The sequence below is a fragment of the Spirillospora sp. NPDC000708 genome (genome assembly GCF_040299565.1).
In the GTDB taxonomy this organism is placed as follows: domain Bacteria; phylum Actinomycetota; class Actinomycetes; order Streptosporangiales; family Streptosporangiaceae; genus Spirillospora.
This window is the reverse complement of sequence record NZ_JBEPCJ010000091.1, coordinates 1-12918: the sequence shown is the minus strand read 5'-3', so window position 1 is coordinate 12918 and position 12918 is coordinate 1. Positions and strand designations below refer to the sequence as shown.

The 12918-nt window shown below is 74.3% G+C and carries 12 protein-coding genes; 8 read left to right on the top strand and 4 right to left on the bottom strand.

The annotated features are described in order from the left end of the window. Positions 1 to 73 precede the first annotated feature (73 nt). Positions 74 to 928, top strand: coding sequence for a helix-turn-helix transcriptional regulator (locus ABT299_RS41930; protein WP_500254153.1), 855 nt, complete (start codon positions 74 to 76; stop codon positions 926 to 928). Between the two features lie 40 nt (positions 929 to 968). On the opposite strand, the gene ABT299_RS41925 is transcribed toward ABT299_RS41930, so the two are convergent. Both ABT299_RS41925 and ABT299_RS41920 read right to left on the bottom strand, forming a co-directional pair. After that, a complete protein-coding gene (locus ABT299_RS41925; RefSeq protein WP_500254152.1) occupies positions 969 to 2000 on the bottom strand; it encodes a dipeptidase in 1032 nt (343 codons plus the stop codon). Continuing rightward, positions 1990 to 2256 carry a hypothetical protein gene (locus ABT299_RS41920; RefSeq protein ID WP_500254151.1) on the bottom strand — a complete coding sequence of 89 codons (267 nt, stop codon included), beginning with the start codon at positions 2254 to 2256 and terminating at the stop codon, positions 1990 to 1992. The genes ABT299_RS41925 and ABT299_RS41920 overlap by 11 nt, the downstream gene beginning before the upstream one ends. A gap of 238 nt (positions 2257 to 2494) precedes the next feature. Between ABT299_RS41920 and ABT299_RS41915 the strand changes: the two genes are divergently transcribed. Both ABT299_RS41915 and ABT299_RS41910 read left to right on the top strand, forming a co-directional pair. After that, complete coding sequence (locus ABT299_RS41915; RefSeq protein ID WP_500254150.1) at positions 2495 to 4066, top strand: hypothetical protein; 1572 nt, start codon at positions 2495 to 2497, stop codon at positions 4064 to 4066. A 76-nt stretch (positions 4067 to 4142) separates the two neighbouring features. Beyond that, entirely contained in the window at positions 4143 to 4622 is a 480-nt protein-coding gene (locus ABT299_RS41910; protein ID WP_387031463.1) for a hypothetical protein, read from the top strand. 73 nt (positions 4623 to 4695) lie between these two features. On the opposite strand, the gene ABT299_RS41905 is transcribed toward ABT299_RS41910, so the two are convergent. Beyond that, entirely contained in the window at positions 4696 to 5841 is a 1146-nt protein-coding gene (locus ABT299_RS41905) for a PucR family transcriptional regulator (RefSeq protein WP_500254149.1), read from the bottom strand. A 166-nt stretch (positions 5842 to 6007) separates the two neighbouring features. Here ABT299_RS41905 and ABT299_RS41900 point away from each other — a divergent pair, with 166 nt between their 5' ends. Next, on the top strand, positions 6008 to 7258 hold the full coding sequence (locus ABT299_RS41900) for a PucR family transcriptional regulator (protein ID WP_500254148.1): 1251 nt from the start codon (positions 6008 to 6010) through the stop codon (positions 7256 to 7258). Positions 7259 to 7320: 62 nt separating this feature from the next. Here the strand turns inward: ABT299_RS41900 and ABT299_RS41895 are convergent, their stop codons facing one another. After that, complete coding sequence (locus ABT299_RS41895) at positions 7321 to 8049, bottom strand: FadR/GntR family transcriptional regulator (RefSeq protein ID WP_190861407.1); 729 nt, start codon at positions 8047 to 8049, stop codon at positions 7321 to 7323. Positions 8050 to 8133: 84 nt separating this feature from the next. Between ABT299_RS41895 and ABT299_RS41890 the strand changes: the two genes are divergently transcribed. The 4 genes from ABT299_RS41890 (at position 8134) to ABT299_RS41875 (ending at position 12913) form a co-directional block, all read left to right on the top strand. Continuing rightward, positions 8134 to 8979 carry a fumarylacetoacetate hydrolase family protein gene (locus ABT299_RS41890; RefSeq protein WP_387031457.1) on the top strand — a complete coding sequence of 282 codons (846 nt, stop codon included), beginning with the start codon at positions 8134 to 8136 and terminating at the stop codon, positions 8977 to 8979. Between the two features lie 39 nt (positions 8980 to 9018). Continuing rightward, positions 9019 to 9945 (top strand): VOC family protein, encoded by a 927-nt coding sequence (locus tag ABT299_RS41885; protein ID WP_500254147.1) that lies wholly within the window; start codon positions 9019 to 9021, stop codon positions 9943 to 9945. Between the two features lie 4 nt (positions 9946 to 9949). Beyond that, on the top strand, positions 9950 to 11491 hold the full coding sequence (locus ABT299_RS41880) for an FAD-dependent monooxygenase (RefSeq protein ID WP_500254146.1): 1542 nt from the start codon (positions 9950 to 9952) through the stop codon (positions 11489 to 11491). Between the two features lie 141 nt (positions 11492 to 11632). After that, on the top strand, positions 11633 to 12913 hold the full coding sequence (locus ABT299_RS41875; protein WP_500254145.1) for an MFS transporter: 1281 nt from the start codon (positions 11633 to 11635) through the stop codon (positions 12911 to 12913). Positions 12914 to 12918 lie beyond the last annotated feature (5 nt).

Below are 12918 nucleotides of genomic sequence, written 5' to 3'. Positions count from 1 at the left end.
GATGTGCCAAGCCTCGCCGGGGCACGCGGTCGAGGGCTAGGCCGATCCCGGCGAGGAGTCGTACGATCACGACATGCTCGCCACGCTGCACGAGCAGGCGCTGTTCGTCGACGGTCCGGTCTGGGGCGGCGTCCACCACCTGACCACCGGGGTCGAGCCGCACACGCACGACTTCCTCGAGATCGCGGTCATCGGCCCCGGCGTCGGCCGGCACGTCACCAGCCACGGCGAGCGTCCGCTGCGGCACGGCGACGCGATCGTGCTGCGTCCGGGCGCCTGGCACGCCTTCGGCGACTGCGCCGATCTCACCGTCGCCAACTGCTGCCTGTCCGCCCGCGCGCTGCGGGCCGAGCTGTACCGGCTGCCGATGCTGCGCCGGCTGCTGTGGACCGACCCGGTGTCCCACGGCGCCCGCGGTGTGGCGGTCCGGTCCCTCGCCCCCTCGGACGCCGACGAGGCCATCGCGCAGATCGGCCTGCTCGAAGGGGACCTCGCGGCGGGCCGCCGCCGGACCGGCCGGGCGGTCGGCCGCCTGATGACCGTGCTGGGGATCCTGGCCGACGGCGCCGAGCCCGACCCCGGGGCGCTCGAACCGGCCGTCCATCCCGCGGTGGCCGCGACCATCGCGCGGCTGGAGGCGGCGCCCGCGGAGCCGTGGCGGCTGGCCGACCTCGCGCGGGCCGTCAACCTGGACGCCGCCTATCTCGGCCGGCTGTTCGCCCAGTGCACCGGCTCGACCCCGATGGGATTCCTGGCCCGGCTGAGAGCCGAGCGGGCGGCGGCGCTGCTGGTGAACTCGTCCCTGCCGGCCGCCCGGGTCGGCGCCGCCGTCGGCTGGGACGACCCGACGTACTTCGCCCGGCGCTTCAAGACCCTGGTCGGCCTGACACCCACCGAATACCGGAGGCGCAACAAAGCCGCGCACTAGCGGAGACGGCCGCCGCGAGGAACGGACGTCGGTGAGCGGGTCAGGAGAGGTGGGTGGTGAGCAGCCGGCGGAGATTGTCACCGAGGATCTTGCGGATGTCGGGCTCGGGCAGGCCGCGGGCGAGGAGTTCGTCGGTGAGCAGGGGCAGGCCGGAGGGCCCGGCCAGGCCGGGGAGGGTGGCCATGACGTCGAAGCCGGCGTTCGCGGCGGGGTCCTCGCAGCAGGGCGGGGTGAGGTCGGCGTAGACCTCGTGGACGAAGTCGGGGCCGAGGCCGACGTGGTCGATGCCCGCCACCGAGGCGACGTGCTCGATGTGGTCGGCCAGGCGGGCGAGGGTGTAGCCGGACGGGTCGGCGGCCAGGAAGCCCGGCAGGAAGTTCACGCAGACCACACCGCCGGACGCCGTGACGCCCCGGATCTGGTCGTCGGTCAGGTTGCGGTGGTGGTCGCGCAGGGCGCGGGCGCTGGAATGGGTGGCGATCACCGGCCGGGACGCCAGTTCCAGGACGTGTTCCACCCCGCGGGCGCCCAGGTGGGAGATGTCGAGCAGGATGCCGAGCCGTTCCATCTCGGCCACGGCCCGGACGCCGGCGGAGGTCAGACGGCTCCCGGTGGCGTCCTCGCCGCTGCCGTCGGCGAGCGGGGTGCGTCCCCAGTGCGCCAGCGAGGCGACCCGCACGCCCAGCCGGTGCACGGTCGCGAGGAGTTCGATGTCGGCGTCCAGTCCGGGCATGCTCTCCAGCGCCAGGACCAGCGCGATCTTCCCCTCGGCCAGGGCCGCGTCGATCTGCGGCCCGTCGGAGCAGAGCCGGACGTCCTCGGGGTTCCCCTCGGCGATCACGTGCGCGCACTCGATCATCCGGAGCGTCTCGCGCAGCGCGCCCTCGGGCCTGAACTGGCTGTCGATGAACACCGGAAGCACCTGCAGATCGACGCCACCGGCGCGCAACTGGGGGAGCCACCGCTCCCGGAAGAACGGCGCCCACCGCGCGGGCGGACGAGCCACCACCGCCATCAGCAGGTCGTTGTGCGCGTCGGCCACCACCGCGCTCTGATGCAACTCAGCAGGCATGACCGGCACTGTAACCCAGCGCATCAGGGTCCCCGCAGGCAGCGGACTCGGCCGGGCCGGCGAAGAGCACCGGGAAGGTGACCAAAGGCAGCGCCGAGGTCGGGTCGGTCCGGGGCACCATCCGCAGCCGCTGGACGGAGTCCGGCACGGCGTTGACCACGGTGATCTCGGTGTCCGCCGGGGACAGGCGGCGGGCCAGGGTCCCGGCCGTGTAGGCCCCGGCATAGCCGGCGCCGACGACGATGCGGTGCTTCATACGATGCTCCCGTCGGTTCGCTTGCTGTCGGGAGTTGAGCGGAACAGCGACCCGATTCCTGACAGGAACCGCCTGTGGCATGGCTCACGCGCCGGACCGGGCGGCTGCGCGTCACCGAGGCGAGAGCGATCCGCCGGCGTCGACGACGTGAGTAAGGGAGGTCGACGAGTTCCTGGAGTTCATCCGTTGGCCATCGGGACGACGCGTGGACATCGGCAGGAGCTGGCACATTCTCGCCATGTCTGCGGGTCTCAGTGCCGACGCCGAGCGCGCGGCGCCGTCAGCCTCGGCGGATCGCCGCCGCGCGGGTTCGGCGTGGCTGCTGCCAGGCGGTCTCGTGCTCGCCTGGCTCGTGGTCCTGCTGACCCATCTGCGCACGCCAGTGCCGTCCGACCAGCTCAACTACATGGAAGCCGCGGCGCGGTTCCCGAGGCCGGTCGAGGTCACCACGGAGATGCATCAGGTGACGCGGTTCGGGCTGATCATCCCCGCCCGCGTGGCCATCGCCGTGTTCGGGTACTCGCAGGCCGCCTACGCGACCGTGCCGGTGCTGGCCACGCTGACACTGCTCGTCGGGACCTTCGCGCTGGGCACGGTCCTGTTCGCCCGGCCGGTGGGGGCCGCCGGCGCCCTGGTGGTGGTCGCGGCGACCCCGGTTTTCGCCGACTCCACGGACCTGCTGCCCGACGTCCTCGCGGCCGGGCTCTTCACGTGCGCGGCGGCGCTGGCGCTGTCCGCCGCACGGCGGCCGGATCCGCCCGGCAGAGCGCTGCTGATCACGGTGGGAGCGCTGCTCGGCTGGTCCTACCTGGCCCGCGAGTTCGTGGTCTTCATGTGGCCGGTGGTCCTGGTGGTTCTGTACCGCAGGGCGCGTGTGGCCGGAATGGTCTGGGTGCTTCTCCCCATCGCGGCGATCGGGGCCGCCGAACTCCTGCTGTGCTGGCGGCTCTACGGCGACCCGTTGGCGCGGATGCTGGCGATCACCGGGCACGGAAAGCGTGCTTCGGCGCCCGACATCGCGTCGACCTACCGGGACAAGCCGCGGATGCTGTACGTCCTGCGGCTGCCCAAGACCCTGCGGACGTATCCGGACGGGGGGCTTCTCGTCGCGCTGCTCGGCCTGACCCTGCTGGGCGGGCTGCTGCGGCCGCGCCGGATGGCGGTCCCCGTCGCCGGCTGCGCGCTGCTGTGGGTGCCGCTCACCCTGCTCGGCGGCGTGCTCGACCCCAGCGCCCCCAAGCTGCGGTTGCAGCTGATCCGGTACTGGTTCCCGATCTTTCCCGAGTTCGTGCTGGGCGGGTTGGGGCTGCTCTGGCTCGGGGCGGTGTTCCTGGCCGACCGGCTCCCGGACCGCGCCCGGCCGCGGCTCTTCCTGCCGGCCGCGCTGGTGCTGGCCGTCGCCCTGATCGGCTCGGGCGCCGCCGCCCGCTCCTGGTGGCAGGCGCCGTCGACCCGGGCGGGCGGCGGCACCCAGATGGAGTCGCTGCGGTCCTGGATGCGCGACCACGACGGCCCCGGCTCCCGGGTGTGGGCGGACCCCCGCACCGGCAAGGTGCTCCGGGTCTACCAGCACGGCGCCTGGGGCGGGCGGGCCTGGTCGACCCGGATCCGCGCCGTCCGTCCGGGATCCGAAGGGCCGCGGCGGGGGGACCTTCTCGTGCTGTACGACACCGACGGCGGACGGCTGTGCCAGGTCTGCCAGAAGGCCGCGCAGCCCATGCTGAACGATCCGACCTGGACGGGACCTCGCTGGCAGCAGGTCTACGGGACTCCCGACCGCGTCATCCGCGTGTACCGCCTCGCGCAGTGAACCTCCGGGCAGGACGAGCGGGGGACCGCCGGCGCCCCGGCACCTCGCCCGGAGATCATTCAGTGATCATCTGGAGTTGGCCCGGGCGTCGTCGTCCGCGCAGGACGATCTTGACTGCTCCGGCACGCCGCCGGAGCGGAAGGAGATCAGCGTGATGCGCAAGGCCGCCCTCGCCCTCGTCACCTCCGCCGCCGCGGTCGGCGCCGCCGGCGTCGCCCTGGCCGCGCCGGCCTCGGCCGCGACCTCACCGGCCGCCGTCTGCGGTTCGGGCTACTCGGTCATCGACCACAAGGCGCTGACCGGCTCGACCGTCTACCTGCTCTGGAACGGCTCGTCCGGCCGCAACTGCGTGGTGACGGTGAAGACCACGTCCGTGGGCACCAAGACGCGCACGGGCGCCTACCTGTACGTCCAGGGGAGCAGCCCGATCGAGGACACCGACAGCTACGCCTACTACGCCGGTCCCGTCTCCGCGCCCGCCCTCGGCAAGTGCGTCCAGTGGGGCGGCGGCACCAACAGCCAGTTCTGGTACAGCGGCTGGACGCACTGCAGCTGACCTTCGGGAATCCCGCCGGGCCCGGACCGAGCGATCGGTCCGGGCCTTCGCGCGTCCCGCGCCGGACGCGGCGCTAGAGCAGGGCGCGGGCGGTCATCGCGGCGTCGAGGAGGCGCACGCCCTGAGCCGCGGACAGGTCGAGGCCGGTGAGCTTCGCGATCTTGCCCAGGCGGTAGTCGAGGGTGTTGCGGTGGATCCGCAGTTCGGCCGAGGTCCGGCTGCGGTTGTGGCCGTGGCGGACGAACGAGCGGGCCGTCTCCATCAGGACGGGGTTCGCGGCGAGGGGGTCGAGCTTGGCGGCGAGGCGGGTCAGCGCGCGGCCCGGCCTGGTGAGCTGGTATTCGAGCAGGACGTCGTCCAGCCGGTAGAGGCCGGGCGGCAGGCGGAGGCGGCGGGCGAGGTCGGCGACCTCCTCCGCCTCGCCGAGCGCTTCGGGCACGGCGTCCAGCGTGCCCGCCTCGGCCGCCGCCGCGGTGACGGCACGGGCGGTCGCCTCGCCGATCCGGGCGAGGAGCGCGGGCAGCCGCGCGAACGCGTCCGGCGCGCGGGGGAGCAGCACCGTCCCGCCGTCGACGGTGAGCGCGGCCAGGACGTCGGCCTGCTGGTGGGCGTCCAGGACCGACTGGACGCGGCGGATCGTGCTGCGGGCACCGGCCTCGCCGGGCGCCAGCCGCAGCAGGACGACGAGGTAGCCGGACGCGAGCGCCACGCCCGACTGCTCGGCCAGCTCGGCGGCGGGTTCCCCGGACAGCAGCGCGGAGACCAGGTCGCGGCGCAGGTCGCGGCGTTGCCCCTCGATCTGCTGGTGCTCGTGCAGGTGGGCCAGGGCGACCGCGGGCAGGACGCTCGCGAGGTACCGGAGGGTGTGGACGGCATAGCGCCGCATCTCGGGCGCGTCGGCCTCGCCGGACAGCAGCTCGAACTCGGTCATCGAGGCGACCAGGTACGCGGCGATGGCCGCGTCCAGCGGCAGCCCGTCCGCCGCGCGCCGCGCCGACCAGTCGATGATCTCGGTGAGCTCCGCGGTGTTCGGGGCGCGCTCCTCGCGGAGGGTCCTGGCGATCAGCCGGGTGGTCTCGGTGAACGCGCGGTGCACCTCGCCGTCGAGCAGCTCGCGGGGGAGCGCCCGGTAGAACGGGATCTCGGTGGCGCAGCGGTCCACGGCCGCGCGGGTGAGCTCGGTCAACCGCGCCGTCATGCGGTCCTCGATTCGGGACATCGCCCAATTCTTCCACTCCAGAATTGCCGCTGATGCGCACAGACAGGGGTCCTGGAACCTGGCAGCTTGTGCATTTGCCACCCCTGGGTCGCCTCGCCGGTCTCCGCCGGCGGAGGCGCCCGGTGGCCGCGCCGACCACCGGCCCGTTCCCGGGAGAGGAGACCGCTTGACGTCACCGGCACCGCTCCCCGCTGCCGAGGCACCCATCGTGCTGGCCTCCGGAAGGCCCCTTGGGGACGGGGACGAGCTGATCAGGGAGCTGCGCAAGCGCGTCCCGGACACGGCCCGGGTGGCCGTCCGGAGGATCGAACGGGAGCTGCCCGGCTATGTGCGCGTCCACGACGGCAGGTACGCCCGGGTGCTGGCCTTCTCGGTCGAATGGGCCGTCCGCCATTTCGTCGGCCTGCTCGGCGACCCCGGCCCGCCGTCCGCCGCCCTCACCGGCCACTTCCGCCGGCTCGGGGCCGGCGAGGCCCGCGAGGGCCGGAGCCTGGAGACGTTCCAGGCCGCGTTGAGGATCGGTGCCGGCGTCGCGATCCAGCGGCTCACCGAGGAGGCGGAGTCGCTCGGCGCCCCCGTGACACCGGCGACCGTCGTCCACGTGACGCAGGCGGCGCTCGGGTACCTCGGCCGGCTCGCCGCCGCGGCCGCCGAAGGGCACGCCGAGGCCGGCGCCCAGCGGGCCGGGCGGTTCCGGTCGCGGCGGCGCGCCCTGCTGGAGAAGCTGGTCGAACGCGACGCGGGGCTCGCGCAGATCCGGCTCCTCGCCGCCGACTGCGACTGGCCGGTGCCGCGCACGGTGGCGGCCGTCGCGCTGTCCGCGCCTCCGGGCGGCCCGGCGCCCCGCCTCGTCCTGCCGGCGGACGTTCTCGTCGGCCTTCATCTGGACGACCCGTGCCTGGTCGTCCCGGACCCGGACGGCCCGGGGCGCCGCCGCGCGCTGGACGCCGCGCTGGCCGGCTGGGTCGCGGCGGTCGGCCCGTCCGTCCCGGTGGGCCGCGGCGCCCGGTCGCTGCTGCTGGCGCGCCGGGTGCTGGCGCTGGCGCGCGACGGCGTCATCGAGGCGCCGTCGCCGATCACGGCCGCCGACCACATCCCCGTCGCGATGCTCGACCGGTCGCCGGAACTGGCGTCCCTGCTCGTGGACCGGAAGCTTCGCCCGCTCCTGCGCTCCCCGCGCGTCCAGGCTCGGGAGAAGCTGGCCGAGACGTTCCTGGCCTGTATCGAGAACGACTTCAGTGCGACCGAGGTCGCGGCCCGGATGAACGTGCACGCCCAGACCGTCCGCTACCGCCTGCGCCAGCTCGAGGCCCTGTTCGGCGACGACCTGCACGACCCGGCCCAGCGCCTGGAGTTCCACCTCGCCCTGCGCGCCTGGATCGCTCCGCACGCCGACGACGGCCACATGCTGTCCTGAAATACGGGATGCTGGTGCTGTATGGCGGGACGGTGTAGCCTGGGCGGGCTCGTTCAAGGAGGTCAGTGCGAACCGGCGGTCTTGTGGTCGTGGATGATCCGCATGGCGGTCCCGTGGTCGTGGGCGGCGATGGCGTCGACCAGGGCGGTGTGCAGCGCGTGGCGTTCCCTCAGGTAGGGGGTGAGGGGGCGTTCGCCGTCGGGCCGGACGGACCGGGTGTGGGCCTCGATGAGGTCCAGCAGGCTCGCGTACAGCGAGCGCAGCAGGACGTGCGGGCTGACCGCGGCGATGCGGGCGTGCAGCCGCCAGTTCGCGTGGACGAACGCGGTGGCGTCCTCGGCGTCGGCGGCCCGCCCCATGTCGGCGCAGATCTCGCGCATCTCGCCGATGTCGGCGCGGGACGCGTGCCAGAGCGCGTCCTCGATCAGCAGCGGGTCGAGGGCGTCGCGGATCCGGATGGCCTCGGCGACGGAGGTCCGCTCGGCGTCGAGGGCCAGCATCGAGTTGCCGAGCCGCACCATCGGGGACTGCTCGGCGGCGAACAGGCCGCCGCCGGGACCGGGCCGGACCGCGACCAGGCCGCGGGCCTGCAGCAGGCGGAGCGCCTCGTTGAAGGTGCTGACCGAGACGCCGCACAGGGCGCGCAGGTCGCCCTTGGTGCCGAGCCGGGCGCCCGGTTCGGCCGCGCGGACGAGTTCGGCGATGCGGTCGGCGGCCTGCTCTGCGCGGCCGGTGCCGGCCGCCCCGTCGGCGTGTACGGGCACCCGTTCCTCCTCTGCTGAATTCGTCATGCACATTAGCAGGCCGATCTCTTGACGCCCGATGGGACCTGGATGCATTATCGCCCTAATCATCATGCTGAATTAGGAGTGCGGATGCGGATCGGGAACCTCGGCGGGCGGCTGGTCATGGTGCGCGACGGCCGGGCCGTGGACGTCGAACGGGCGAGCGGCGGCCGGTTCGCGGCCGACCCGCAGGCCGTCTACGGCGACTGGGACGCCTTCCGCGACTGGGCCGCGTCGGCCGAGCCGCCCGGCGGCGCCGCCTTCGACCCGGCCGAGCTAGGGGCGCCGGTGCCGGCGCCGCGGCAGGTCTTCGCGATCGGGCTGAACTACCGCGAGCACGCCGCCGAGTCCGGCTTCGACGTGCCCGAGGGGCTGCCGCCGGTGTTCACGAAGTTCGCTACCAGCATCACCGGTCCGGTCACCGAGGTGACGCTGCCGCCGGGCGGCCACACCGACTGGGAGGTCGAGCTGGTCGCCGTGATCGGCCGGCCCGCGCGCGACGTCGCCGAGGACGACGCCTGGGACCACGTGGCCGGGCTCACGGTCGGCCAGGACATCTCCGAGCGGGTGACGCAGCTGGCCGGGCCCGCCCCGCAGTTCAGCCTGGGCAAGTCGTTCCCCGGCTTCGCCCCGACCGGCCCGTGGGTCGTCACGCCCGACGAGTTCGACGACCCCGACGACCTGGAGCTGACCGCGGCGATCAACGGCGAGGAGGTGCAGAAGGGCCGCACCCGCGAGCTGATCTTCTCGGTTCCGCTGCTGGTCGCGCGGCTGTCGGCGGTGCTGCCGCTGCTGCCCGGCGACCTGGTCTTCACCGGCACCCCCGCTGGCGTCGGGCTCGGCCGCGACCCGCAGCGCTGGCTCGCCCCGGGCGACGAGCTCGTCAGCCGCGTCGAGGGCATCGGCGAGCTGCGCCAGCGGTTCGCCTCCGCCTGACCGCCTCAGGCTCCCACCCCATCCAGCAGAGGAGACGCCATGCCCCTGCATCGCCTGATCTCGGTCGCCATCGGAGTCCCCAACGTCGCGGAGACCGCGGACTACTACACCGAATTCGGGTTGCGGCCCGACACCGGAGGCTGGTTCGGGACCCGTGACGGCGGGCGCCAGCTGCGCATCGTGCCGAGCCCGGTCCGTCGGCTCGTCGAGATGCGCGTCGGCGCCGACTCGCCCGACGACCTGGGCGCGGCGGCCGCCCGCCTGGACCGGCTCGGCGCGTCCTGCGACCGGTCCGCCACGACCCTCACCGCGGTGGAGCCCGTCACGGGCGTGCGGACCGTGGTGGAGGTGGCGCCCCGGCTGCTGCAGGAGCCCGTCCCGCCGACCCCCTACAACGGGCCCGGACGGTTCGAGCGGACCGGCACCCGCGCGCCGGGCGTCCTGCGCGCGGACCCGGTCCGGCCGCGCAAGCTCGGCCACGCGGTGCTGGCCACCACCGACTTCGCCGCGACCACCGCGTTCTTCCGCGACGGCATCGGCTTCCGCACCAGCGACATCATCAAGGACGCCGGCGTCTTCCTCCGCTGCTCCACCGACCACCACAACCTGCTGGTGCTGGCCGCCCCCGTCTGCTTCCTGCACCACACCTCCTGGCAGGTCGACGACATCGACGAGGTCGGACGGGGCGCGTCGGCGATGCTGGAGGGCCACCCCGAACGCCACGTGTGGGGCCTCGGCCGCCACCACGCGGGGTCCAACTTCTTCTGGTACCTCAAGGACCCGGCCGGCAACTTCTCCGAGTACTACTCCGACCTCGACTGCATCCTCGACGACCAGCTCTGGACGCCCGAGACCCTCGAAGGCGCCAAGGGGCTGTTCAACTGGGGCCCGCCGCCGCCCCCGTCCTTCCTGCACCCCGACGACCTCGCCGACCTCATGACGGGCGCCCATGGCGCGGGGCGGTGACCGCGTGACCGGCGGATCCGCGCACCGGGTTCCGGTGCTCATCGCCGGCGGCGGCCCGGTGGGCCTGGCGGCCGCTCTGGAGCTCGCCCACCACGGCGTCCCGTCGCTGGTGGTCGAACCCCGCGAGGAGGTGTCGTGGCTGCGGCCGCGCGCCAAGACGACCTCGGCCCGCACGATGGAGCTGTTCCGCCGCTGGGGCCTCGCCGGCGCCGTGCGCGAACGGGCGGCCCTGCCGGTGGCCTGGTCCGACCAGGCCGTCTTCACCACCGGGCTGCTCGGCCGCGAGATCACCCGCTTCCACGGCTGCTTCGGCCTCGACCTCGCCGGGGACGACCTGGTCGCCGAACCCGGGCAGCAGATCCCGCAGCCGGCGGTCGAGCAGGTGCTGCGCGAGGCGGTCGCCCGCTCGCGGCACGCCCGGCTCGTCACCGGCCGCACCGTCCGCGCCGTCCACGAGGACGACGACGGCGTCACCGCGACCGTGACCGCGCCCGACGGCACCGCCGACCGGATCCGTGCCGCGTACCTGATCGGCGCGGACGGCGCGTGGAGCACCGTCCGGGAGGCCATCGGCGTCGCCTACGAGGGCGCCGCCGACGAGCGCCCCAACTTCAACATCGTCTTCCGCGCGCCCGGCCTCGCCGAACGCGTCCCGCACGGGCCCGCGGTGCACTACTGGGTGCTGCACCCGAGCCGTCCCGGGCTGGTCGGCCGGCTCGACCTGCGCGACACCTGGTGGTGCATCGCGCAGGGCGTCACCCAGGAGGAGGGCGAGGCCGATCCGCTCGCGCTCGTCCGCGGGCTGGTCGGAGCCGACATCGACGCCGCGATCGTCGCGACCGACCCGTGGAAGGCCAAGATGCTGCTGGCCACGGCGTACGGCACCCGGAGGATCTTCCTCGCCGGCGACGCGGCGCACCTGAACCCGCCGTGGGGCGGGCACGGCTTCAACACCGGCGTCGGCGACGCGGTCAACCTCGGCTGGAAGCTGGCCGCCGTCCTGTCCGGGTGGGCGCCGGAGACGCTGCTGCGCAGCTACGAGCTCGAACGCCGGCCCGTCGCCGCGCGGACGATCGCCGAGGCCGCCCGCAACATGGCGACCCTCGCCCCCGAACTCGCCGACCCGCGGCTGGCCGGCACCGACGCCGAGTTCGCCGCCGCCCGGCCCGCGGTCGCCGAGGCCGTCCAGCGCACCAAGCACGGCGAGTTCCACAGCCTCGACCTGGTGCTCGGCTACACCTACCAGGGCTCACCGATCGTGGCCGGGGACGCGGGCGGGCGGCTCCCGCACCGCTGGCTCGCCCCCGGCGACTCCCTCTACGACCGCCTCGGACGCGGATTCACCCTGATCGCCGCCCCGTCCGCCACCGGCGCCCCGGCCTTCGCCAAGGCGGCCGCCGACCACGGCGTCCCCCTCGAGATCGTCGGCGACCCGCAGGCCGCGGGCCTCCGGCTCGTCCGGCCCGACCAGCACGTCGCCTGGACCGGTGACGACCCCGCCTCCGCGCCGGAGATCCTCCGGCGGGCGGTGGGCCACCTCGACTGACGCGCCCCGAAACGCACCGACGCGCCCGGCCCGCGGCCGCGCGCTCCGCGAGTGCTCCGTTCGGTCGCTCCTGCGCCGTCCCTTCCGAACCTCGCGCGACTTCCGAACCCCGCGCGACCCACCCCTGCGTAAGGAGATCCGATGTCCCCCACCCCAGAGCGCGCCGGCGGACGGCAGGCCGGCGTCCTCGCCCTCGCCTGCCTCATCCTCTTCGTGGACGGCTACGACGTGTTCGCCATCGGCACCGTCGGGCCGAGCCTGATGCAGTACCGGCCGTGGGGCGCCACCCACGACACCCTCGGGATGCTCGGCAGCGTCACCGCGCTCGGCATGCCGTTCGGATCGGTCCTCGCGGGCTGGGCCGCCGACCGCCGCGGCCGCCGCCTCCCGCTGACCGTCGCCGTCGTCTGGATCTCGGCGTCGATGGCGGCGGCGACCTTCGTGCCGTCGCTCGGCCTGTTCGCCGCCGCGCGGTTCTGCACCGGCGTCGGCATCGGCGCGCTCGCCCCGCTGGTCAGCGCCTACGTCACCGACACCGCGCCGCCCCGGCGGCGGACGCTGCACCTCACGATCGCGCTCGGCGCCATGGGGATCGGCGGCACCGCGTCGGCCCTGCTCGGCCGTCTGCTGCTGCCGGGCGTGCACTTCCAGTGGCTGTTCCTGTTCGGCGCTCTGCCGATCCTGCTCGTCCCGGCGATCCTGCGGATGGTCCCGGACGGTCCGGTCGGGCAGCACGGTGCCGTCGAGCAGGCCGGTCCGGTCGGGCAGGCCGGCCGGCGGCGGGGCCTGGATCGCCTGGCCGAGCTGTTCACCCCGGGCGGCCGGCGCGCCACCGTCCTGTTCTGGTGCGCCTCCTTCATGAGCATGGCGCTGGTCTACAGCACCACGGCCTGGCTGCCCGCGGTGATGATGAAGTCGGGCTACGACCTCGGCTCGTCGCTGGAGTTCACCATCGCCTTCACCATCGGCGCGACCGCGGGCGGCCTCGGCGGTTCCGTGATCGCCGACCGCGGCCACCTCAAGACCGTCACCTTCACCGGCTTCGTGCTGGCGGCGGTGGCGCTGTTCGTCCTCAGCACCCCGCAGCCGCATGTCCTGCTCCTGCTGGTCTCGGCGCTGGCCGGGCTCGGCACGCTGGGCGGCCAGAACATGGTGATCGCCTGCATGACGGCGTTCTACCCGGCCCGGTCGCGCGGCACGGGGCTCGGGTTCGGCCTCGGCTTCGGACGGCTCGGAGCGATCGCGGGCCCGTCCTACGTCGCGGTGGCGACCGACCTGTTCACCTCGTCGAAGGCGGGCTTCTTCGCCTTCATGGTCCCGGCGGTCCTCGGCGCCGCCGTGATCGCGGCGCTGCCCCGCGTCCTGGGGCCGGCGCCGGAGACGCGGGCCGCCGGCCAGGAGGCCGCGCCCGTCGTCCCCTGACCTGG

Coding starts and splice junctions, on each gene's coding strand:
- ABT299_RS41885 (WP_500254147.1), top strand. CDS start 9,019: ATGCCCCTGCATCGCCTGATCTCGGTCGCCATCGGAGTCCCCAACGTC.
- ABT299_RS41915 (WP_500254150.1), top strand. CDS start 2,495: ATGTCTGCGGGTCTCAGTGCCGACGCCGAGCGCGCGGCGCCGTCAGCC.
- ABT299_RS41930 (WP_500254153.1), top strand. CDS start 74: ATGCTCGCCACGCTGCACGAGCAGGCGCTGTTCGTCGACGGTCCGGTC.
- ABT299_RS41890 (WP_387031457.1), top strand. CDS start 8,134: ATGCGGATCGGGAACCTCGGCGGGCGGCTGGTCATGGTGCGCGACGGC.
- ABT299_RS41905 (WP_500254149.1), bottom strand. CDS start 5,841: ATGTCCCGAATCGAGGACCGCATGACGGCGCGGTTGACCGAGCTCACC.
- ABT299_RS41895 (WP_190861407.1), bottom strand. CDS start 8,049: ATGACGAATTCAGCAGAGGAGGAACGGGTGCCCGTACACGCCGACGGG.
- ABT299_RS41875 (WP_500254145.1), top strand. CDS start 11,633: ATGTCCCCCACCCCAGAGCGCGCCGGCGGACGGCAGGCCGGCGTCCTC.
- ABT299_RS41925 (WP_500254152.1), bottom strand. CDS start 2,000: ATGCCTGCTGAGTTGCATCAGAGCGCGGTGGTGGCCGACGCGCACAAC.
- ABT299_RS41920 (WP_500254151.1), bottom strand. CDS start 2,256: ATGAAGCACCGCATCGTCGTCGGCGCCGGCTATGCCGGGGCCTACACG.